Raw genomic sequence first — 23770 nt, 5'->3', positions numbered from 1 at the left:
AAATTTATGCTTCGTCACCTTGAGCTAATCTCCGAAGCCACGGGTAACTCAATGCTCACGGTCCAGACCTATCACTCAACCAATAAAAGTGCTGGGGAAATTCACTATATCAAGCCGACCGCGGATGCGATTGCAAAAATCGCAAAGCTCTGCGAGTCAGGCCACAATGTTTCGGTCGTCCCTCAACGGACAGACGGTCTGGGTCGCAAGAAGGAAAATATCAAAGGCATACGGTTTCTTGTCGTCGATCTAGATCGGCGGGTGACCAAGGCGGAGGTTGAGACCATCATAGCGAAGGTCAAACCAGCGTTCATCGTTCAAAGCTCCAAATGCAGGTACCACATCTATTTCCGCGTCAAATGCAGCCTGTCGGAATACCAGGATCTCGCCCTCTCCCTTGCTAACGCTCTGGGTGGCGATGTGCAGGCGACGGATTTAGGTCGTGCGTTCCGGCTGGCTGGAACAATTAATTGGAAGACTGATCGGGAACACTTTGTTGCCCGACTGTCTCAGGCAAAGGCGCGTCCTGATGCTGTGCCGGCCAGTCGTATAGTGAAGTCGCTCGGTGGTACGATCAAATCGACGATGAGTAAAAGCAGTACACCACCGCGATTGAACAATCCGTCGGCGCGACTCGCGCGAGCCGAGGTGGAACGCTCTCCCGATCAGATGACGCGGCAAGAAGTCGAGGAATTGCTGCGAACCGTACCGGCTACAGAACGCAAAGTCTGGTTTGACATCGGCGCGGCGATCCATGATTGGGATCCCAGCAAATCGGGCTTTTTGGTCTGGGACGCGTGGTCTCGCGCCGCATCCGAAAAGTACAACGAAGCCGATCAGCAGCCCACGTGGGACGGCTTTCGTCGAGGCGAAGGACGGACGATAAAAAGCCTTCGCTGGTATGCGAAGCAATTCGATAGTGGCACCCAAAAAAATGGCGAAACATGGATTCCGACGTCGTCGCCGGATATCGTTGAATACGCGAAGGACATGCTATCTGGCCGGCTAAAAATCCATGAGAAGGCATTCTATGTGTTCACCAACGGTGTCTGGCGTAACGACCGGAAGGAAACAGCACGGGTACTTCAGGGCATCATAAAAGACCTCTTGGCAACGGCGCGAACATCGAAGGCTGAAGGTGCCGTCCGCGCGCTGAATGGCCTTAAGAGCTTCGTGCAAGCGAACAAGATGCTTGAGGAATTTCTCACCTATCCGGAGCTCGATGCGAAAGGCGAAGATTTTGACTTCAAACCCGAGTTGCTCGGCGTTCCGGACGGCGTGGTCAATTTGCGAACCGGTCAGTTTCGGCAAGCGCGACCAGAGGACATGGTATCGCGATCGACCGCAGCTCGATTCGACGAATCAGCGAAGTGCCCGGCGTTCCACCAGTTTATCAGGGATATCGCGGGCTCCGACGACTATCGCCGGTATCTGCAGACTGTCCTTGGCTACCTTTTCATCGGACACAGCAATGAGCAGAAGGCATTCTTCATGCTCGGGAGCGGTAGTAACGGTAAGGGTACGTTGACCCGCGCAATTCAGACTGTGATGGGTGACAAGTATTACACGACGCTTTCTCCCGCGTTAATGAAGGGGGCAAGCAAAGGAAACGGCAACGGACCGACGCCGGCCATCATGACCTTGCGAGGTGTCAGAGCCGCGTTCTGCACTGAGACGGAGCGGAAAAACGGGATCGACGAACCATTCTTCAAGCAGTTGACGGGCAATGACGCACTGACGGGGCGGCACAACTACGAAGGACAGGAAATGTTCAAGCCTCAGTGCAAATTGTTGATTAGCACAAACGCGATGCCGGACTGGCAATATGAGGACCAGGCTCTATGGCGTCGCGTGGTCGTCCTACCATTCACGCGTCAGTTCGAAGGAGGCGATCGCAACAGCAATCTGGATTCGGAGCTAGCCGCTGAGTCTTCGGGTATCTTGAACTGGATGATAGAGGGGGCGAAACGGTATCTGAAGCATGGGCTCGGCACGTGTCGCAAAGTTGAAGAGGCGACCGACATGGCTCACGAATCGGCTGATACGGTGCAACGATGGATAGAAGCGAAATGCAGAACTGGCAAGGACCTGAGCGTACGGTCCAGCGACGCGTTCGAATCCTATCAGGCATTTGTGGAACGGCTGCGACTCGCGGCGCTCACTCAAAAGAAGTTCAGAGTCAGGATGCTCGCTCTTGATTACCAACAAAAGCGCATTAGTCAGTCAATGATTTTTAGGGGCCTAGCGCTGAATTCATAGTAGTTAAAGTTTAAACCATGCAACGCTACGTACCCTTGCTGAAACGTGGTGCCTTGAGAAATCGCACTTGCAGCCCAACGGGCCTGCCACGCAAGGATGGTACTCGGCCGCGGCTGCCGTCCATCTGTCGCTGCTCAGATCCGCTAGCTTGCTGGCCGGAAAAACCGCGCAGCGTGAGCTGAACCGATGGCAGGCGGTCGCCGACCGTTTCGATACAGTGAAACCGCTCCGCGCTTTCATCGACGAGGCGAGGCTACAACCAGCCATCAGTTCGTCAACCATTCACGGGGCAAAGGGTGACGAATGGGATCACGTTGCGTATTCCGGCGAACGTGATCACGCATTTCGGCGGATCGTGATCACGGATTCCGAATGATCGTGATCAGTCGTTTCGGTTGATCGTGATCGCCGATCACAGGTTTCCGAAACGCGTGATCACGATGCCGGAATGAGCGATCACGGGACCGAAACGGGTGATCACGTAACCGGAACGTAATCCGGGTTTGAGTCTGGCGGTGGCGTTGCGCATGTATTCACCGGCGGCGTTAGCGAACAGTTTGATTGCAAGACCGGTACCGTCCCGCGAAGTCACTTGCCTGCCACGGAATTGCCTTCAGCGATGTCTGATATCCCAAGTGTTCCCAGTTTCGATGCAAGCTGAAGCCTCGCAGAGCGCCAATCCGTCAGCGACTGAATCCGTTGGCGCTTTGCAGCCGCGAGTGACGATTGCGCATTAAGCAGTTCGACAATGCTGCCAACACCAACCTGATAGCGACCTTGCGCTGCGTCATAGGATCGCTGTGCGATATCCAGCAACATTGCGGTGTTATCCAGATTGTCGGTCGCGGTCTTTAGCGTCTGGTAGCTCGTCCATACGTCAAGCCCTACCTGCTGCTCCACTTCGTTGAGCGTATAGCGCTGCAGTTCGGTTCTGGCCTCCGTGTCGTGAATTTGATAGGTACGCGTAAAGCCTTCGAAGATTGGTATTGCAATTTGAAAACCGATATACCATTCGCGGCCGCTTGCCGGAAATTGAGGCGTTCCGACTTCCAGCGTCGTCGGTTGATTGTTCCAGCTGTATTTCGAAACTAAACTCAGCGTCGGGAGCCCAGCAGCACGCGTTTGCTTCGTCTTTTCCGACGCGGCCTCAAGCTGGGCTTGCGCGGCACGTACGCTGGGGTGCGTACGTTTTGCTTCCCGGATCAATTCGTCGACCGACTCTGTGAACTCAGCCCCCGGCTTAACGCCGTCTCCGACAGGAGGTAACGAAAGGGGCATACTCGCATCAAGGCCCATATCCGATGCAAGGCTACCTACAGCACTTTGCCAGTCTCCCAACGCCTTTGTCCGACTTGTCACTGCCTCTGCCCAAGATGTCTGTGCCTGCAGTTCATCGCTGATCGAAGCAATGCCACGATTCGCGCGCGCAGTCGCTGCTTTAAAGCTTGTAAGAGCAGTCTGCTCAATCTCCTGGGACGCGAGATAGGTGCCTTGGGCTGCTTGCGCGGCGTAGTAGTCCTTCGCCACGCCTGCAAATGCCGTCTGCAGTACTGCCTCTTGATTCGCTTTTGCCGCCGCAAGCAAGGCGTTCGCATTGGCCAGCGCCGCGGAACGCCCGCCAAAGTCGTAGAGCACCCAGTTCAGAGAAACACTTTCGGTTCGAAGCACGCTGTTGCGATAGTTCGAACTGAATTCCGGATGTCCAATGACGTCGGTATTCGTATCGTCGCGTACGCCTTGCCAGTCCGCCGAAATCGTCGGCAAATACGCGCCCCGGGCCACCCCGACATCTGCTGCGGCAATCTTTACGTTAGCCCAGGCTTCCCGAGTCTTCGGATTTATGCAGAGAGCCCTCTCTACCGCCTCCTGAAGAGGCAGTGGATTCGGAATTGACTCGAATACGCAGATACGCAGGGCGACATCTCCTGGCATGCTTGCGGCCGGCGTGGGGAGTACCGACCGCTGCGCGAAGAGTGGATCGAATTCCCATGCGTTACATTGATTCACCGCCGACAAACCCACTGTGGCAAAAATCGCCGCACACCAAATCCGGATAGCATTAGCGCTCACGCAGACTCTCCTGCGCCGTCTGGATCACCGGATCGAGGAAGTAGTGTGCAACGCTACGCTTGCCCGTCTTGATTTCGACCGTCGCCTCCATGCCAGGCGTCAGGCGGATCCACTGGCCGTTCGCCAGTATGCGGTTTGTTGGCAGGCGGACATGAGCTACAAAAGCTAGTCCAAGCTTCTTGTCCTGAATCGCATCGTTCGACACGGAAACGACTTTGCCTGTGAGATACCCGAATCGGGTATAAGGAAATGCTTCAATTTTGACTATCGCGGTCTGACCTGCCTTTACAAAGCCGATATCCTTGTTCTCTATATTTGCTTCGACCTCGACGGTATCGTCTGGCACAACCTCCATCAAAGTTTGTGCAGTTGTCACAACGCCGCCAAGCGTATGGACTTGCAGTTGCTGAATGGTACCGGAGACAGGTGTCGTCAGACTCATCAGCTTTTGACGAGTGTCTGCCTTCGTCTGATCGTTGCGGCTCTGCTCCAATTGCTGTGTGGCCTTGTCGAGACTATCAAGCTGTGTGCTGCGAAACTGCGAAGTTATCGAGTCGATATCAGCACGCTGTTCGCTGATCCCTTGCACGAGCTCGTGAGCGTGACTTTGCTGCGCAGTGAGTTCATGCTCCTGCTCTAACGCCGTACGTTCCTTGTCCAGATAATCGGTCCGTGCCACGTATTTTTCAGCAAGAAGCGCCTGATATTCATTGGCCTGCTGTCGGGCGAGCGGCGCAGTGTCAGCAAGCTTTGCTATTTCCTCACGAGTCGTTTCAAGCTCAGCCTGGCGTTTGAGCAGTTCGGCCTCTGCGCTGTGTAGCTTGTCTCGATACTCCTGATACAAACCATCCGCGAAATGCTGCGTTTCGCGCTGCTGGATTGGCGACGCACCCTCGACAGCGTGCACAGCCGGCGCGAGCCCGTTGCTTTGCGCTTCAAGCAAGCCCTGGGCTCGAGAAATAGCAAGCTCCGCATCGATCTTTGACGCGCGTGCCTTGTCTGTATCCGCCGCCGCCTGTGTGGGATCAAGTTCCATGAGGACCTGGCCAGCTGCCACACGCTGACCATCCTGTACCAGAATACTGCGAACCACACCTGTGATTGCCGGCTGTATGATCTTGATCCGGGCATCGGGGAGAAGTTTGCCCTTCGCGGCCGCTACGATGTCGAGTTGCCCAAAAATCGCGATTAGCAGAATGGCCAATGCCAGGAGGACGATGATACGCATCGTCCATCGCGGAACCGGATGAACCGGTGTTTCGACCAATTCCAGATTGGCTGGCAGGAATGCTATCTCATGAGACAGACGCGGCTTCGTGTCGAGCTGGTCACGAATCGACCAGGCCGTGCGCCATACCGCGCCGTAACGACGTAACAGGTCACCGATTGCCAGAACTCGGATGGAATTCATTGTTAAATATTTCTAGTCAGTCGTTCTGAAGAGAGACGAGGTGCGCGTAATATCCACCCAACTTGAGGAGTTCGTCGTGACGCCCCCGTTCGATGATTTGCCCTCGGTCCATGGCAATGATCTGGTCTGCGTGCCTCACCGCTGTGAGCCGATGGGCGATGATAATCACTGTCCGTCCGTGACACATGGCGCGCATGTTGTTCTGAATGATTCGCTCGGTCTCAAAGTCCAGCGCACTCGTAGCCTCATCAAAGACGAGGATGCGCGGGTTTGTGACAAGCGCACGCGCTATAGCAATGCGTTGGCGCTGACCGCCTGAAAGACTGGAACCGTTTTCGCCTACTATCGTGTCATATCCTTCTGGCAATTCCGAAATGAAGTCGTGTGCACCAGCGAGCTTTGCAGCGCGAATGACCACATCAAGCGGAGCGCCTGTGTCGGTCACGGCGATGTTATCCCGGATCGAACGATTGAACAGACGGTTTTCCTGAAGCACGACCCCAATCTGTCGTCGCAACCACGCGGGATCGGCGAGCGCGAGATCAATCCCATCGATTTGCACACGTCCTTGCTCAGGGATGTAAAGCCGTTGCAGAAGCTTGGTCAGCGTACTTTTTCCTGAGCCGGAGCGGCCTACTACGCCTATCACCTGGCCCGCACGAATATCGAGCGAGACATCGTTCAGAATGGAAGGACCATCGGGGCGATATCGAAAACGGATGCCGTGAAAGCTGACATCGCCTTTGAGCGCAGGCAATGCCTGACGACTTTGCGGCACCTCGGTGCGTGTATTGAGAATATCGCCGAGTCTGGCCATCGAAATGCCGATCTGCTGAAAGTCTTGCCAGAGCTGTGCGAGACGGAGCACCGGTGCCGCAACTCGCTGAGACATCATGTTGAAGGCAATGAGCTGGCCGACGGATAGCTTGCCGTCAATGACCAACTTTGCTCCAAAGAAAAGCGTGGATAACGTGACCAGTTTGCCCACAAACTGGATAAGTTGCTGGCCCACATTGCCCAATTCGCTCACGCGAAAGCCGGCGGAGACGTATGCTGCAAGCTGATTGTCCCAGCGCCGCGTAAACTGCGGCTCAACTGCCATTGATTTGACAGTTTCCGCTGCAGACACCGCCTCCACCAGGAACGACTGGTTGTCGGCGCCACGTGAGAATTTCTCGTTCAACCGACGCCGTAGCACTGGATTAAGTGTCGCGGAGATAGTCGCGTACACGGGTAAGGAAATGACGACGATCAGCGTCAGCCAAACGCTGTAAATCGACATGACCGCCAGAAAGATGAACGAGAAAAACAGGTCGATAACGGCCGTCAATGCCTGACCGGTTAAAAAGCTGCGAATGTTCTCCAGCTCCCTTACGCGGGCAACCGTGTCGCCGACCCGACGGGAGCCGAAATAAGCTAACGGTAGCGCCAACAAATGGCGGAAGAGCCGTGCTCCGAGCTCAACATCGATGCGATTTGCTGTGTGCGCAAAGACATAGTTGCGCAGCATCGTGAGCAGAATCTCGAATGTTCCGCTGATCAGCAAGGCAATACAAACGACGTTCAAAGTATTGATCGCTCGATTGACCAGCACCTTGTCCATAACGACCTGGAACATCAGTGGAGATACGAGTCCGAACAACTGTAAAACGGCGGAGACAAGAAGGACTTCCAACAGCAGGCGACGGTACTTGATGACGGCTGGAATAAACCAGGAAAAGTCAAAGCGAGAGAGCTCTCCGGCCAACGACGCACGCGAAGCAAAGACCAGAAGATTGCCGTCGCAGCGTGCCAGCATTTCTTCTGGCGAAACCTGTTTGGGGATATTCTCACCAGCGTCTAACACCAAAGCTCTTCCACCCTTGAAGCCCGCGAGGATGAAATGACGGCCATTCTTGTCGAGCGCAAGAGCCGGAAATGGTGTGCGATCCAGGCGATTCAACGATATCCGGATCGCGCGAGTTTTGAGACCGAGCGCGCGAGCCGACAGAATTAGGTCATTGACTTCGAAAGCGGCCGACTTGATCCCGGCTGCGTGGCGCAATTGATCAGAATCGGCAGCGATACCGTGAAAGCGTGCGATCAATACAAGCGCAGAAATCCCCGAATCGCTGTCGCGCGCAGCGTCTTGTTCTGGATTGGTCATCGATATGTGGGGCAGCGACGCTACCTGTTCCTGACTATGCTGTTTGATCGCTGCACGTCTTGAGTACGTTTAACACCGACCGAAAGCACCCTGGTCGATATTCAATTGCACTGACGGACGCTTGATTCCATCGAACTCGATGTTGGCGATTTCACTGAAGGAGCGCACACGGCGATCTGGACCCTGAGCTGGACGAACTCGAGATAGGGTCTGGTGGAACGCCGATGCGACTCCCTCGCGTATCTATAGTGTCAAACGGAGTCTATGCAGCACTGGCCGCGAGCATGTCATGGTGATGAACATGCTCGCCATGCGTAAGGTGCGTGCTTGCAGCCCCCTGGGGATCGAACGACGCCATTCCCGCGATGAGATGGTTCAAGCGATCATTGGCTGGTGCATTCTGCGCGGCCGTCGACTGACCACTGCTGAGCACCGATGCCGGAAAGCCTGAAATCGAGGTACCCGGCGCACCATATAGTAGCGCTCGGATTCCTGCAATATCGGTACTGTCCAGCGTCGAATTGCTGGAGGTCAACTCGTAGTACATGATCGAGTCCTGATCCGAGTCATCTGCCAAACCCAGAGCATGCCCGATCTCGTGCAGCATAACCTGCTCCAGGGTCGCATCGGTGCCCGAATACGTAAGCTGACCACCCGCACCTGTGACCAGGGCATCTTGGCCCGGATCTTCCAGTTCGATGGACGCAGCCGCAGTAATTCCGCCGGCGCTCTGAAGCGTCGTATAGCCGACTACGCCGGTCGTTGCGCTGTCGAGATTTCCGAATGAGATTCGGATATCAGCGGCTGCAGACCCCGAAACCTCGTCGAACGTCAAGCCCGAAGCGGCTGCCCACGTTGCAAACGCCTGCTGTGCTTCGGCCTCGTATTGGCTCCCCACGTCACCGGACAAGCTCCAGGTAATCACATTACCAGCCCATTTAGTGCCGATGCCCGCGACGTTGCCTGTGCCCGATGTCGGCGTCACGCTCGCCATCTCACGGGCCTGCTGAAAGCCGTTTTGGGCCGCTGCCGCTCCCGCGTAGTCGCCACTATTCAGGCGCTGCGCAGCGATCGACCCGGTGTCGCTGTTAAGCTCGTCTGTGATTACCGACTGACTACCGGCGAATCCGAGCAAACCGAACTCATCGATACCTGGATCCGGGATAGATAACTCGGGCGGATCCGGCACCTCGTCGTCAGGAGGTTCCCCTCCAGACGGCGCACCATTGTTGTCCCCCGGATCTCCGGTTGGCACACCGCCATCGTCCGGCGGATCTTCGCCATCTGATGGCGTCCAAGGAGTGCCGGGTACGCCATCGACATACGGCACCACTTCGGATATTGTCCCGTCGGTATATATATCCTTCTCGGTCTCGACGCCATTGTCGTATAAGTCTGCCTGGGATATGGTCCCGTCGGTATATGTATCCGTCTCGGTCACGGCGCCATTGTCGTATAAGTCTGCCTGGGATATGGTCCCGTCGGTATATGTATCCACCTCAGTCTTAACACCATTGTCGTATAAGTCTGCTTCGGATATCCTCCCGTCGGTGTACGTATCCGACTCGGTCACGGCGCCATTGTCGTATAAGTCTGCCTGGGATATGGTGCCGTCGGTATATGTATCTACCTCAGTCTTAACACCATCGTCGTATCGGGTAGTAGTTGCGTCTTCCTGGCCGTTATCGTACGTACCAGTGGTATCTGCAATAAGATTATTGGAATCGTCATAGTCCTTTTCAGTCCAGCCTGTCTCAACCCCGTCTGAGTAGGATGCAGTTTCCACAAACGCATTTTGATTATCAGTTTGATACTCCGTAAGGCTAGCGGACGTCCGATTTCCAAATATGTCAGTGCCTATATCAAGAATTGCGGTTGTATTTCCCTGGTCGTCCGTATATGTATTAGTAAGCTCTTGCGAGCCGTCATCGCTCGAAGTTATCGTGGAATTAACGGTATAGTAGTCCCCACCGTCGTCGACCGAGGAGGTGTTGCTTTCGCTAATGATATCTCCGTCAGGGTTCGTCACCGTTGTAGTTATACTTATCGGAGTGGTGTCCGAACCTTGTTGATCGTATATGTTGGTAGTGGTTATAAGATCGCCGGCTTCGTCCGTGCCGTAAGAAGTCGATTGAACCGTGGCGTCCTCGCCCGATACCTGTATGCTCGCACCGGCGCCCAGTGTTACATTTGAGCCTAGGCTCTGAATGGTGTTGTCGGTTCCTGCTGCGACATCTATCGTTGGCAACTCGCCGGCCGTAATGTTGTTGTTGCTACCAATAACGCCAATTGATTCACTATCCTGGCCACTGTAGGTATTGCCGTTGCCATTAATGTTCGTTGCGAGACCATCGTTATAATCATAAACTGTGTTGCTGTCGCCATTGACGGTCAATCCAGCAGTGGTGCCAATGTTATTACCAGAACCCACCACAGTGTCCGTGCCACTATAACCGGAGTCCTGAATAGTGGCGTTGTTGGCATTTACAGTATCGTTGCCGGACAACTGAATATTTGCGCCGCTCCCATTCACCACTGCAGTGGAATTTTGGCCTACGCTAACGTTATCGTTGTTGCCGCTCGCATTTAAACTATCGCCCGCGCTCAAATCAATGTGATTGTCGCCTCCGTTGACAGAGGCCGTCGCATCTGCGCCTATCACTACGTTCGCTCCGCTCGCCTGAACGCTTACAGTACCGCCTTGCTCTGTTACTGAAGTGATCGCTCCGCCCGTGCCAGTCAGACTCGTATCGACCAGCGACTGACCGTTTGTGCTCGCCACATTGATACCCACCAAGGCGCCATTCGACGGGTCATAAATGCTTGCGATAATCGAACCATCTATTCCAGAGAGCACCGAAGACACGACATCGCCGTTGGAGTCGATAAAGGTTGACGTGGACGCGCCACTCGCGTCGAGTGTCGGCGCGGACAGCGTGCCACTGATTGCGGGCGACATGCCACCTCCTGCTCCTTGTAGAAGTGGAATCTGTGACGTGTTTATCGAACACGTACCGTTCGGGTTATTTACGTACGTGAACATCGATTGATTGACGAGCGACCAGTTAACTGAAGACGCCGGGATTCCTCCGCAAGCGTTAACTATCCACGCATCTGCATAGTATTGAGAGTAGGTCAATCCTGGCGCGGTCGATGGATTTCCTAATGCGTAGATTGACGACGCCGCATTGGTGGCAGCGGTGTTTGGTGCAGTAAACTGCAGTGTCGCAGGGTCACCATACGTTAGCTGGGAAACATTGATGCCTTCAGATTGCGCAATTTGGTTTAATAATGGTGTTATGACGTTGTTCGGATCCGAGTACATCGTCTGAGGTATCAGACCTAGCCCAGTCAGTCCTAGCTGGATCGCCACAATGTCCTCGGAAGCAACCGCTACACCTTCATTCGCCAATCCGTTTGCAGTTGCCGCAGTCGGGCTATTCGACGGACCTAACACATCACCTTGGCCTCCTGGCAGCAACGAGTGGCCGAGCTCGTGACCCAGAGCCGTTGCAATGACCAACGGAGAATATCCAGTCGTTTGGCTGACACCGTTGACCGTCGTCGTTGACTGAAACAGACCCGACCCGATGGAGATAACTTGCCCGTCCGAAGACGTGTCAGCAGCGCTATCGTTGGGTACCTGAAAGCTCCCTCCCTTTGCAGTAAACGCGTTGATCAGCCCTGCTAGATAAGGCGAAGTCTGCGAAGCGGACAACAGTCCACTCAAATAGTTCGGATAATCTCCGAAAGCAGCGGTCAATTGAGTGATTGAAAGCGAAGTAAGCGGCACCGAGGTTGTCATGTGTTATTCCCCTTTTGGTCTTACCAATTGAAATGATGCACTTGAAAGCAATCCGGCATTATTAAATTTGAACAATCCACGAACGACTTCATGATCATCTTTATACCGATAAAGCCAACCTTCATTTCCGTGCGGCGCAATCGCAGGCGACGGTGGATGGTGCGAAATCGACGTATCTAGTGTCAGCTCGTCCGCAAACAGACTTTGAACTTGTTGAAAAGACGGACCACCATGTCCGATGATCAGAGTTAAGTACGCTTTCACGCGATCTTCTGAATCATCTGCCATTCCGATCGAAAGCTCTGAATTAGACACCATTCCATTTAAATGACCATCATCATGTAATCCGAGGATGTTGTCGAAATTCGTCACTACCGCCCACACAGCCCCATGTTGATCGGGCACGTCGGACTCACTCCCAAGCTTGACCGTTAAAGCGCCAAAATATTTGTCTAAATTTTCCGCAGAATAAAAAGTTCGCTCGAAAAGCGAGTTACCTTCGATAATCTTCTTGATATTTGAAAGCAAATCGTCGATAGACTTTGGTCGGACGATCTTTTCGTCATACCATCGTGCGGATTTTTCTCGCTGGGGTTGGTCTATCGAGGATGCGTCCGATGACACCAACTCCAACCATCCTTCGGAGTGGTTGCTATAACTCGTACGGCGCAAGACCTTAGCTCGACTTGAGATACTCTGATTAATACTATCTGCTTGCGGTAGACGCGAAACATAGTAGGTCAACGGAATATTCGCGACATCTAACGTTGCGCCATAGGTCAACGGCATCATATTTAAATACAACAAGCAGGGCATCGCGGCGAATATTTTCATTTTTCACTAAAATCAATAATAGCGCCAAATTATAATTTCAGAGATAACGAGGACCAGCCCCCTCCCGGAGGCGCAGACCATTTAACCTAGGCATCGCGATGGAACTCTAAGCGAGTGCTAAATTACATAAATTAAGAAATATTTGCCACCGTAATTACTGAATAACACGAACATTTTTCGATTACTAAATATTACGACAATTGCGCTATCATTTTCATAAAATTGAAATATTACAAAAATCCTTCTATTCGTACAGATATATAACTATGAACTCAACACATAGTGAGCGCCCGAAAGAGCCTCTTTTATGCAGCGTCCTCGCGGAGGTATGTCAGATTGCTGAATGCTCGTAATTTCAAATTTCATTTTATGCAATTAACATATTTATATACCGCTGGCAGGCTGCTGGAACTTCCTTCCGTGCCTACGATTCCGAACTTCTTTACCTTGGCAGACAGCAGTCTCTCTGCATCGAGGACGGCTCAGATTTTCCAGAAATCAATCTGCAAGATGAGCAAGAAGATGCAATTGACTCGCAGACGTTACATGTCCGGAATCTAGCAATGCGTCGCGAGCTAACTGTTCAGATTTGAACACGTCTCTGTTGTAGATGCCGACCCAGGCATTCGATGACGATAGTTCCAAACAGAGGTTCGTTTGGCATCTTCCGAGACAGCTTGAACAGCAGCGGCGTGGATTGCTGCACGACCCGTAGCGCTATCTCGCGACTGTTGAATTCCGTCATCAGGGAGAAGAACTCGGCAAGGTGGGCCGGTGGCGCGCCATCAAGAAGTGCTGTCAGATATTTGCGCTTGACCAGTAGGTCCAGTTCCCGTTGCTGCTGCAATTTCTGAATGCTGATCGATATTGGGTGCTGCCGGTAGCGCGTAAGCGGCTCCGCCAGATTCGCATAGCGTTTTCCTAACAACGCCCCGCGACACCACAGGTCGTAATCCTCGGCAACAACGAGACGGGCATCGTACACACCGACATCGTAGAAAAAGCTCTTCCGAAACATCGCGCTACCGTTCGATAACGAGCAGATCTGAATCAGGGCAGTTTTAATTGAAGCGTCATCTTCTGGTTTGATCGATAAGCGAACCTCGCCACCGGACTGCTCACTGAAGAGTTCCATCCCGGTGCCAAGCACATCCACATGAGGGTTGGCCTCCAGAAACGAAACCTGCTTTTCCAATCGGGTCGGCATCGCAATGTCGTCGGCGTCGATGCGGGCGATGTAGGCGCTCTCAATGACACGCAACCCGAAGTTGGCTGCTCCGGCAGCGCCCAAATGAGTCCCGGGGGACAATATCCTGATCTCCAGCCGCGACTGGAAACTCTGCGCGATTTCGGCGGTGCGATCGGTCGAAGCGTCATCGACTAGAACGACCTCGAAATCCTTGAAGGTCTGGTTCACAAGGCTCTGAAGGGTCTCAGCCAGAGTCTGTTCCGCGTTGCGGGCGGGAATCAGTACGGTTACCGCTGCCATAACTTTTCTCCAGGGATGGCATCACGCACGGGATTGGACACAACGCCGCAGTAAAGGCAGAGATAGGCACTTTTCCAACGTGCGGTTTTTTCTATAACTAACCGCAGCATCGCCCTGACGACGCGTCCTCTGATTTGCTGTCTGAACGCGAATCCAGTCGCGCGGCACCCTACTCGCACTGTGCTCTCCATTCACGATCAAATGTTTCGACCTTCTCGCGGTCGAGCGTAAGCGGCGCAATCTCTACACGTCCCGAAGTCGCAACAAAGCGCATGTAGGGGGTTCTCATCCCGAATCCGTTGACGCCCGACACTTCGCCGCAGAACACACCGGCGTGGTCGCCGTGACTTGTGTGCTGAAATTCGGCACCCTCGATCTGCCTGCTAACCAAATCACGCCCGGCCCACTCGTCGATCCCGTAATTCGCGCCAACGATCACTACGCCGCCCACTACCGCAAGAGCGACTAGGCGCGCGGCCTGTTTCTTCATGGTCAGATTTCTTTTCACTTTTGTCCTTTCTCGAAATTCATGTCCCCGTCGCTGGCCGCTCGGCGTCGAGCTGTTTCATGCATGCATGAAACACCGGCGCGCCGACGAGGCCACTACGAAGCAAGGCGATCAATCGGGCGCGACGCAAATCGACCGGCTGAAACTGGTCCCCGGCGATTCGCCACACCGCCTCGACCAATTGCCTGCGTGCACCCCGACGCAGGATCAGATAGGCCCCGCCTGCCAACGGGCCAGCGCATACGCACGCGACAACCCACCCCATACTCGACAGCCCGACGCGGTTGATCATCAATCTCCGCATGTCGAATACGATGCTGAGCGCCGTGACGGCCGCGCCAAGCGGCCAGATCATCCAGACCATGCACACCCCCGATTTATACCATATGCCCATATCGCATATTGTGTATGCACATCTAGAATTCGTCTATGACCCATCCACTTCACGACCATCGCTACCCGCTGATTGCCAGGCTTCTTACCGAACTGCGCAAACAACGCGGCCTGCTCCAGCAGGACGTTGCGGATCGGCTTGACCGGACCCAGACGTTCGTGTCCAAGTACGAAAGTGGTGTACGTCGGATCGACCTCATCGAACTTCTCGACATCCTCCGCGCACTCGACGCTGACCCCCACGACTTTATCGACCGATTTCAGGCGATGTCGATCTCTGCCCTACCGCGATAAGCAAACACCATCAATACTCGTCCGGCAGCAATAACGTTGTGATCGACCGGTCGGCTTCAGTGATGACCCACACGCGCACATTGGTCTTCAACATATAGCTAGAAAGCAACCGCAAATCAGCTTTCACGGAAAATTCGTTTTCCCTCCAGTCGTGCAGCGTGACGTCGCCCCAATCCCCTTCGACGTGACGCTTTAGCAGATCGCCAGGCGATATCTCCGCCAGGATCAGGGCGGCCAACGCACTCGGTGTGGCCAGCAAACGGCCGAGCGCAAACCGGGGCTTGACGCCCTGCGGCAGTTCCAATTTCATCGTGATGGTCTCTAATGGACGAACGAACGCCTCCGAGGTCAATCGGATGCGCGAACGTTGCAATCGGGAAGATTCGAAAACGTGACACGAGAACCGTGTCAGTCAAGATCAACGACTTGCGACCGTCAAACCGTGTCGCTTCGTCGTTCGACGGCGGGTCAACGCGCCATCGATGAATCAATTATATAGACCGTCACCGTGAGCGACTACCAAAAGGTGCTCACAACCGCCCCTGAATCGCTTGTAAGTCGACTTGATAGTCAAAAAAACAAACCCCTCAATTTTCATGTAAAATCAAGGGGTTATTGCACGTTTTGGCGGAGAGACGGGGATTCGAACCCCGGATAGGCTATTAACCTATACACGCTTTCCAGGCGTGCGACTTAAACCGCTCATCCATCTCTCCGCGGGGAGCCGAATTATAGCAAACTTCGCGCCTTCCGCTATACCCCACCCTCGCGCTCACGCAAACCCGCTACGGATGCCGGATATAGTCCACCAGCGCAACGGTATAAGCATCCGGTTTGCGATCCATCAGGCTCACGGCAATCGTCACCAGAAACCCCGCCGGCACGCCGAATACGCCCGAGCTGATCGGCTCGATGCCGAACCAGCGCGCGCCGGTAAAGCCCGTCATCTGCGTGAAGAACGGATACGTCGACACGATGTAATAGATGCACACGACGAGCCCCGCCACCATCCCCGCCACCGCGCCGAGCCGTGTCGTGCGCTTCCAGAACACGCCGAGCACCAGCACCGGGAACAGGCTCGACGCCGCCAGCGAAAACGCCGCGCCGACCAGAAACAGGATATTCCCCGTATTCAGCGACGCGACATACGACGCAAACAGCGCCACCCCGAGCAGCAGAATCTTCGAGATCGTCACGCGCCGCTGGCTCGACGCCGCCGGGTCGACCATGTGGTAGTAGACATCGTGCGACAGCGCGTTCGCGATCGTCAGCAGCAGGCCATCCGCGGTCGACAGCGCCGCCGCCAGCGCGCCCGCCGCGATCAGCCCCGACATCACGTAAGGCAGACCTGCGATCTCCGGCGCCGCGAGCACGACCATGTCGGGCTGCATCTGAATCTCGCTCCAGCGCACGATGCCGTCGCCATTCGTATCGGCGAGGCTGATCAGGCTCGGCTCGACCTTGCGCCATTGCATCAGCCATTGCGGCAGATCGGAGAAGTGATGGCCGACGAGGTTCGTCAGAATCTCGTACTTGATCAGCACCGCCAGCACCGGCACGGTCAGGTAAAACAACGCGACGAAAAAGAGCGTCCAGCCGACCGAGCGCCGCGCGGACGCCACCGACGTCGTCGTGTTATAGCGCGTCAGGATATGCGGCAGGCTCGCGGTGCCGAGCGACAGGCACAGCAGCAGCGATAGAAAATTGCGCTCATGGGTGCCGCGGTCCTGATCACCGACCGCCGGAAACGGCTCGTGCATCGGCACCGGCGCGGCCGCGCGCATCAGCATTTCCTCGCGCTGCTGGGTCCAGACGATCTGCGCGGCGGCGGCATCGCGCGGAAACTGTTCGAGCGCGCGTTCACGCTCCTTGATCTCGCGCAACGGGCCGTTGTGGCGGCGTAGATCCGCGACCTCGTCGCTGAGCCGCCGCTTCTCGTCGGCGAACGATTGCGGCAACGTGTCGAGCCGCATCTGCATCAACGCGGCGCGGCGCCGGTAGTCGTCGCGCACGCGCTCTTCGAGCGGCGCGTCGCGCACGGCTTTCTCAAGCCCTTCCATGCGCTCCATCAAGCGGCCGTAGCTGATTTGCGGTACCCAGCCGAGGCCGTCCTTATGCGCGATCATCGACACCGGGATCAGGATCGCCGCGATCAGGATGATGTACTGCGCGACCTGGGTCCACGTAACCGCGCGCATGCCGCCGAGAAACGAGCACACCAGGATGCCGGCGAGCCCGCAGAAAATTCCGACCGCGAAATCGACGCCGATAAAGCGCGTCGCGATCAGGCCGACGCCCTGGATCTGCGCGACCAGATAGACGAACGAACACAGGATCGCTGCCAGCGCCGCGAGGCCGCGCACCGCGTTGCTCGAAAAGCGCGTGCCGAGAAAATCGGGAATCGTATAGCGCGCGAGTTTGCGCACATACGGCGCAAGCAGAAACGCAACGAGACAATAGCCGCCGGTCCAGCCCATCAGATAAGCAAGACCGTCGTAGCCCGTCGCGTAGATCGAACCGGCAAGCCCGATGAACGACGCGGCCGACAGCCAGTCGGCCGCCGTCGCCATGCCGTTGAACGCCGACGGCACGCGCCGCCCCGCGACGTAGTATTCGACCAGATCCGATGTGCGCGACAGCACGCCGATCACCGCATACACCGCAATCGGCACGAACAGGAACACGTAGCCGATCCACACGCCGGGGCCGGTGGTGCGCTCGATGCGCGACATCACGTAGACGAACAGCAGGAAGCCGAGCGTATAAAGCGCGTAGGAGCGGATCAGCCGATGCGTGAGCTTCATCGCGCTCAGCGTCCGCGCGCGGCCGGTGCGTTCATGCCTGCGCCGTTGGTGGAACTCACCGTGGAGCCGGTAGCGGCATCGCTTGTCGCATTTCGCCTCGAGTCCGCTTCGAATGCACGCTGTAGCTGGCGGTCGGCGCGCTGCATCAGCACGATATAGACGACGATCAGAGCGAGGTAGATCAGGATCGCGCCCTGCGCGCCGAAGTAGAACGGCAGCCTGAAGCCGCCGATGCGCACCGGCGCGAGCGCCGGCGCCATCAGCGGCACGACGAACGACACGATGAAGCCGAGCGTCATCAGTGTTGCAATCAGCGCGAGATTGAAACGCCAGTACTTGCGATGCGCAAGCGCCATCGCCGCCGAGACCGGAGGTGGTTCGGGCGTTGGGTTCAGCGTGGTGCGGGAGGAAAGGTGCGGCGCGGCCATGCGCCTATGTATCAAAAAGGCATCGGGCAGGCAATTGGGATTGTCCGCGCGATGCCTTTTTATTGAAGCCGTTTGATGCCGTTCGATCGGGATGCTTGAAGCGGAACGCCGCGTCTGATGCCCAGGAGCGTATCGGCCGATACGCTCCCTCACACATCACGACGGACGTTCACCGTCCCTTGAAGCCTTCTTGCAAAGCCCTCTTACAGCGACTCACCAAGCTGATCGAGAATCGCCGGATTCTCGAGCGTCGAGACATCCTGCGTGATCGCCTCGCCCTTCGCGAGCGAGCGCAGCAGCCGGCGCATGATCTTGCCCGAGCGGGTCTTCGGCAGGTTCTCACCGAAGCGGATGTCCTTCGGCTTCGCGATCGGACCGATCTCCTTGCCAACCCAGTTGCGCAGTTCGTTGGCGAGCTTCACCGCTTCGTCGCCCTGCGGACGCGTGCGCTTCAACACGACGAACGCGCACACCGCCTCGCCAGTGGTCGCATCGGGCCGCCCCACCACCGCGGCTTCGGCGACGAGAGGATTCGCAACCAACGCCGACTCGATCTCCATCGTGCCGAGCCGGTGGCCCGACACGTTGAGCACGTCGTCGATACGGCCCATGATCGTGAAGTAGCCGGTCTCCTTGTCGCGCACCGCGCCGTCGCCGGCGAGATAGAGCCGGCCGCCGAGTTCCTCGGGGAAATAGCTCTTCTTGTAGCGGTCCGGATCGCCCCATACGTTGCGCAACATCGACGGCCACGGACGCTTGATCACCAGAATCCCGCCCTGCCCGTTCGGCACGTCCTGGCCGGTTTCGTCGACGACCGCGGCCATGATGCCCGGCAGCGGCAGCGTGCACGAACCCGGCACCAGCGGCGTCGCGCCCGGCAACGGCGTGATCATGTGGCCGCCCGTTTCGGTCTGCCACCACGTGTCGACAATCGGGCAGCGGCTGCCGCCGACGTTCTCGTAGTACCACACCCACGCTTCCGGATTGATCGGCTCGCCGACCGTGCCGATCACGCGCAGCGACGACAGGTCGTAGCTCTTCGGATGTATTTTCGCATCGGCCTCGGCGGCCTTGATCAACGAGCGGATCGCGGTCGGCGCGGTATAGAACAGCGTGACCTTGTGCTTCTGGATCATCTGCCAGAAGCGACCAGCGTCCGGATAGGTCGGCACGCCTTCGAACACGACCTGGGTGCCGCCGAGCGCGAGCGGCCCGTACGTGATGTAGCTATGGCCAGTGACCCAGCCGATGTCGGCGGTGCACCAGAACACGTCGGTGGGCTTCCAGTCGAAGGTCCACTTGATCGTCTGCGCGGCCCACAGCAGATAGCCGCCGGTGCTGTGCTGCACGCCCTTCGGCTTGCCGGTCGAACCGGACGTATAGAGGATGAACAGCGGATGCTCGGCGTCGACCCACTCGGGCGCGCACTGATCCGATTCGGCCTGCGAGAGTTCGTGCATCCACAGGTCGCGGCCTTCGTTCCACGCGACCTTGCCGCCGGTGCGGCGATACACGATCACGCTTTTGACCTTCTCACAGCCGCCGAGCGCGAGTGCTTCGTCGGCGATGTTCTTCAGCGGCAGCGCCTTGCCGCCGCGCATCTGTTCATCCGACGTGATCAGCGCAACCGCGCCGACGTCGACCAGCCGCTCGTTGAGCGACTTCGACGAAAAGCCGCCGAACACGACCGAATGCGTCGCGCCGATACGCGCGCACGCCTGCATCGCGACGACACCTTCGATCGACATCGGCATATAGATGACGACCGGGTCGCCCTTCTTCACGCCGCGCTTTTTCAGCGCGTTCGCGAAGCGCGATACGCGTTGCAGCAGATCGTTGTAGGTGACGTTGGTGACGGTGCCGTCATCGGCCTCGAAGATGATCGCGACGCGCTCGCCGTTACCGGCCTCGACGTGACGGTCGAGGCTGTTGTACGACGCGTTCAGCTGGCCGTCCTCGAACCACGTGTAGAACGGCGCCTTCGATTCGTCGAGCACCTTGGTGAACGGCTTGTGCCAGCTCAGCGTCTCGCGTGCGAGACGCCCCCAGAAGCCTTCGTAATCGCGCTCCGCTTCGGCGGCAAGCGCCCGGTACGCGTCCATGCCGGATATCGTGGCGCCCTTCGCCGTTTCGGCTGAGGGCGGAAAAACGCGGCTTTCCTGAAGAACCGATTCAATCGCAGACATCGACAACCCCTTGGTGAAGATGAAACGTAAAACCTGTGCCGGCGCGCGTCATGCTCGCCTTGTCCTGTTCGAGCCGCTTCGAGCGGCGCTGTCTCCCACCTCGCGGTGCCGCGGCAACTGGCCGTGCGGCAACGCAACATCCGTGTGTGCAAGGCAAGACTGCTGTCCCACCCGTGCATTCATGCCAACCATAAGCGCTTGAACTTACCGGCCACTTACGTATAGAGCCTTGATCGCCAAGCGAAAACCCTTAGAGCGTCAATGAACGCTGCGCTAGTCAGACAAGAAACTCGACGCCGACGCAACGCGAACACAGCGCGAATTCGGCGGTTGATACGATGCGGCGCGTCATGCGTCGTTTGCGTCCTGATCGATCATTACAGACGATCAGCACATCGCATGCCGTACCAGCAGCGCACTGCCGATAGCGCCCTTGCGCTGGTTTGTGCCCTTTTACAATGCTAACTGAACTGGCCGTCCGGATTCCAGCGTGAATCGCTCACGCTGTTTCTCATCATCTCAAGGCGGCGCACCGTCGCCCACACCCACCCCACACCCATCCCGCGGCAGCAAATTCGACCGACGCTGTACAATAGCGCGCCTGACGCGAGCTTTGCGGCCTTCAGTGACCGCGCACCGCACCGTCGGCGCCAGGGCTTGCGTGCCGGTGACACATTCGAGTGGGATGCTCGAACCGTCGCCCGGTCCGCCCGCCCGACTCATCCGCGCAGCCGGCATGCCGGCCGGCGCCTTGGTCCACGTTCCGTCATCCGCGTCTGATCTGATCGTTGCCTATGTCCGCCTCGCGACCCGCCTCCGCCCGTCCGCGCCGCCCGATGCGCGCGCTGCCCCTTCTGATTTTCATGAGCCGCTGGCTGCAGGTGCCGCTCTATCTCGGCCTGATCGTCGCGCAGGCGGTCTACGTCGTGCTGTTCCTGAAGGAAGTCTGGCATCTGGTCACCGACTCGATGAAGCTCGACGAGACCAGCATCATGCTCGTCGTGCTGAGCCTGATCGACGTGGTGATGATCTCGAACCTGCTGATCATGGTGATCATCGGCGGGTATGAAACGTTCGTGTCGCGCCTCGGCCTCGACGGTCATCCGGACGAACCGGAATGGCTCGACCACGTGAACGCGGGCGTGCTGAAAGTCAAATTGTCGATGGCGCTGATCAGCATCTCATCGATCCATCTGCTGAAGACCTTTATCAGCCCCGAGCAGAATTCGACCCATACGATCATGTGGCAGGTGATCATCCACGTCGCGTTCCTCGTCTCGGCAGTCGTGATGGCGCTCGTCGATCGACTTACCACGCACACGCATCCCAAGCATTTCGAAGAGCCCGCGGCGCTGCATGCCGCGGGCGGCCTCAAAGGTTCCACTCCCATGAAGGCGCAAGACTGACCGCGTTGCACCGCGATCCGCACACAAGCGCCACTCCCCACTGAGCTAGCCATGACCGTCATCAAACAGGAAGACCTGATTCAGAGCATCGCTGATTCGCTGCAATACATCAGCTACTACCATCCGCTCGACTACATTCAAGCGCTCGGCCGCGCTTACGAGCTCGAACAGAGCCCGGCCGCGAAGGACGCGATTGCGCAGATCCTGACCAACAGCCGCATGTGCGCCGAAGGCAAGCGGCCGATCTGCCAGGACACCGGCATCGTCACCGTGTTCGTGAAGGTCGGCATGGACGTGCGTTGGGACGGCGCGACGATGGGCGTCACCGACATGATCAACGAAGGCGTGCGCCGCGGTTACCTGAACCCGGACAACGTGCTGCGCGCGTCGATCGTGAGCCCGCCCGAAGGCGCGCGCAAGAACACGAAGGACAACACGCCGGCCGTGATCCACTACGAGATCGTGCCGGGCAACACCGTCGACGTGCAGGTCGCGGCGAAGGGCGGCGGCTCGGAGAACAAGTCGAAGTTCGCGATGCTGAACCCGTCCGACTCGATCGTCGACTGGATCCTGAAGACCGTGCCGACGATGGGCGCAGGCTGGTGCCCGCCGGGCATGCTCGGCATCGGCATCGGCGGCACTGCCGAGAAAGCGATGGTGATGGCCAAGGAATCGCTGATGGACCCGATCGACATTCAGGACGTGATCGCTCGCGGCCCGAAGGACTGGATCGAGGAATTGCGCGTCGAGCTGCATGAGAAGGTCAACGCGCTCGGTATCGGCGCGCAGGGTCTCGGCGGCCTCGCCACCGTGCTCGACGTGAAGATCATGGCCGCGCCGACGCACGCCGCGTCCAAGCCAATCGCGATCATCCCGAACTGCGCGGCCACGCGCCACGCGCACTTCACGCTCGACGGCTCGGGCGTTGCGAAGCTCGAAGCGCCGTCGCTCGACGCATGGCCGAAGGTGCACTGGGAACCGAACACAGAAACCAGCAAGCGCGTCGACCTCGACACGCTGACGCCGGAAGAAGTGGCCAGCTGGAAGCCGGGTCAGACGCTGCTGCTGTCGGGCAAGATGTTGACGGGCCGCGACGCCGCGCATAAGCGCATCGCCGATATGTTGTCGAAGGGCGAAAAGCTGCCGGTCGACTTCACGAATCGCGTGATCTACTACGTCGGCCCGGTCGATCCGGTGCGCGACGAAGCGGTCGGCCCGGCGGGCCCGACCACCTCGACCCGTATGGACAAGTTCACCGAGACAATGCTCGCGCAAACCGGTCTGATCTCGATGATCGGCAAGGCCGAGCGCGGCCCGGTTGCGATCGAGTCGATCAAGAAGCACAAGGCCGCATATCTGATGGCCGTGGGCGGCGCCGCGTACCTGGTGTCGAAAGCGATCCGCAGCGCGAAGGTGCTGGCGTTCGAAGACCTCGGCATGGAAGCGATCTACGAGTTCGACGTGCAGGATATGCCGGTGACGGTGGCCGTCGATTCGAACGGCACCTCCGTGCACCAGACCGGTCCGAAGGAATGGCAGGCGAAGATCGGCAAGATTCCGGTCGCGACCGTGTGATACGCCGCTAGCATCCGCACGAGCCTGTTAAGCAAGTGAAAAGCCGGGGCAGCGGTCCCGGCTTTTTTATTGCCGCGCGTCATGCATGAACCGTGCGGCGCGCGAAGCCGGAAACGATCTGGCAAACCTTGTCAAAAGTTGTGCCGGTTTCCTTGGCTTTTT

The 23770-nt window shown here is 57.2% G+C and carries 18 protein-coding genes and 1 tRNA gene; 5 read left to right on the top strand and 14 right to left on the bottom strand.

Translation table 11 applies throughout. The annotated features are described in order from the left end of the window. Positions 1-51: 51 nt before the first annotated feature. Both L0U82_RS06330 and L0U82_RS06325 read left to right on the top strand, forming a co-directional pair. Positions 52-2259, top strand: coding sequence for a phage/plasmid primase, P4 family (locus tag L0U82_RS06330; RefSeq protein ID WP_233829219.1), 2208 nt, complete (start codon positions 52-54; stop codon positions 2257-2259). Positions 2260-2326: 67 nt separating this feature from the next. After that, entirely contained in the window at positions 2327-2635 is a 309-nt protein-coding gene (locus L0U82_RS06325) for a hypothetical protein (protein WP_233829218.1), read from the top strand. 36 nt (positions 2636-2671) lie between these two features. Here L0U82_RS06325 and L0U82_RS06320 read toward each other — a convergent pair whose 3' ends face one another. From L0U82_RS06320 to L0U82_RS06280, 9 genes are all read right to left on the bottom strand, one after another. Next, positions 2672-2851, bottom strand: a complete 180-nt coding sequence (locus L0U82_RS06320; protein WP_233829217.1) for a hypothetical protein — start codon at positions 2849-2851, stop codon at positions 2672-2674. Beyond that, a complete protein-coding gene (locus L0U82_RS06315; RefSeq protein WP_233829215.1) occupies positions 2848-4329 on the bottom strand; it encodes a TolC family protein in 1482 nt (493 codons plus the stop codon). Before L0U82_RS06315 ends, L0U82_RS06320 begins: the two co-directional genes overlap by 4 nt. Then, a complete protein-coding gene (locus L0U82_RS06310) occupies positions 4319-5740 on the bottom strand; it encodes an HlyD family type I secretion periplasmic adaptor subunit (RefSeq protein WP_233829213.1) in 1422 nt (473 codons plus the stop codon). Before L0U82_RS06310 ends, L0U82_RS06315 begins: the two co-directional genes overlap by 11 nt. 16 nt (positions 5741-5756) lie before the next feature. After that, positions 5757-7886, bottom strand: coding sequence for a type I secretion system permease/ATPase (locus L0U82_RS06305; RefSeq protein ID WP_233829211.1), 2130 nt, complete (start codon positions 7884-7886; stop codon positions 5757-5759). A 262-nt stretch (positions 7887-8148) separates the two neighbouring features. Next, a complete protein-coding gene (locus L0U82_RS06300) occupies positions 8149-11691 on the bottom strand; it encodes a matrixin family metalloprotease (protein WP_233829209.1) in 3543 nt (1180 codons plus the stop codon). Between the two features lie 3 nt (positions 11692-11694). Continuing rightward, positions 11695-12525 (bottom strand): hypothetical protein, encoded by an 831-nt coding sequence (locus tag L0U82_RS06295; RefSeq protein WP_233829207.1) that lies wholly within the window; start codon positions 12523-12525, stop codon positions 11695-11697. Between the two features lie 583 nt (positions 12526-13108). Further along, positions 13109-14014: a glycosyltransferase family 2 protein gene (locus L0U82_RS06290; protein ID WP_233829205.1), complete on the bottom strand. Its 906-nt coding sequence runs from the start codon at positions 14012-14014 to the stop codon at positions 13109-13111. A 169-nt stretch (positions 14015-14183) separates the two neighbouring features. Next, positions 14184-14504, bottom strand: a complete 321-nt coding sequence (locus L0U82_RS06285; protein ID WP_233829203.1) for a hypothetical protein — start codon at positions 14502-14504, stop codon at positions 14184-14186. A 37-nt stretch (positions 14505-14541) separates the two neighbouring features. After that, positions 14542-14886, bottom strand: coding sequence for a hypothetical protein (locus L0U82_RS06280; RefSeq protein ID WP_233829201.1), 345 nt, complete (start codon positions 14884-14886; stop codon positions 14542-14544). A gap of 65 nt (positions 14887-14951) precedes the next feature. On the opposite strand from L0U82_RS06280, the gene L0U82_RS06275 reads away from it, so the two are divergent. After that, complete coding sequence (locus L0U82_RS06275) at positions 14952-15209, top strand: helix-turn-helix domain-containing protein (protein ID WP_233829200.1); 258 nt, start codon at positions 14952-14954, stop codon at positions 15207-15209. 10 nt (positions 15210-15219) lie between these two features. On the opposite strand, the gene L0U82_RS06270 is transcribed toward L0U82_RS06275, so the two are convergent. The 5 genes from L0U82_RS06270 to acs all read right to left on the bottom strand — a co-directional run bounded on the left by L0U82_RS06270 (position 15220) and on the right by acs (position 20627). Further along, positions 15220-15519, bottom strand: a complete 300-nt coding sequence (locus L0U82_RS06270; protein WP_233829199.1) for a hypothetical protein — start codon at positions 15517-15519, stop codon at positions 15220-15222. 315 nt (positions 15520-15834) lie between these two features. Then, positions 15835-15925, bottom strand: a tRNA-Ser gene (locus L0U82_RS06265). A gap of 69 nt (positions 15926-15994) precedes the next feature. Next, a complete protein-coding gene (locus L0U82_RS06260) occupies positions 15995-18013 on the bottom strand; it encodes a sodium:solute symporter family protein (protein ID WP_233829198.1) in 2019 nt (672 codons plus the stop codon). Between the two features lie 5 nt (positions 18014-18018). Next, the gene (locus L0U82_RS06255; RefSeq protein ID WP_233829197.1) at positions 18019-18441 is read right to left on the bottom strand and encodes a DUF4212 domain-containing protein; all 423 of its coding nucleotides are present in this window, start codon (positions 18439-18441) and stop codon (positions 18019-18021) included. Positions 18442-18644: 203 nt separating this feature from the next. Next, complete coding sequence (gene acs / locus L0U82_RS06250; RefSeq protein WP_233829196.1) at positions 18645-20627, bottom strand: acetate--CoA ligase; 1983 nt, start codon at positions 20625-20627, stop codon at positions 18645-18647. An 836-nt stretch (positions 20628-21463) separates the two neighbouring features. Between acs and L0U82_RS06245 the strand changes: the two genes are divergently transcribed. After that, positions 21464-22033: a TIGR00645 family protein gene (locus L0U82_RS06245; RefSeq protein WP_233829195.1), complete on the top strand. Its 570-nt coding sequence runs from the start codon at positions 21464-21466 to the stop codon at positions 22031-22033. A 51-nt stretch (positions 22034-22084) separates the two neighbouring features. Then, entirely contained in the window at positions 22085-23608 is a 1524-nt protein-coding gene (locus L0U82_RS06240) for a fumarate hydratase (RefSeq protein WP_233829194.1), read from the top strand. The last annotated feature ends 162 nt before the right edge of the window (positions 23609-23770 follow it).

Origin of the sequence: Paraburkholderia sp. ZP32-5 (assembly GCF_021390495.1) — a bacterium.
GTDB lineage: Bacteria > Pseudomonadota > Gammaproteobacteria > Burkholderiales > Burkholderiaceae > Paraburkholderia.
This window is presented reverse-complemented; position numbering and strand designations above follow the sequence as displayed.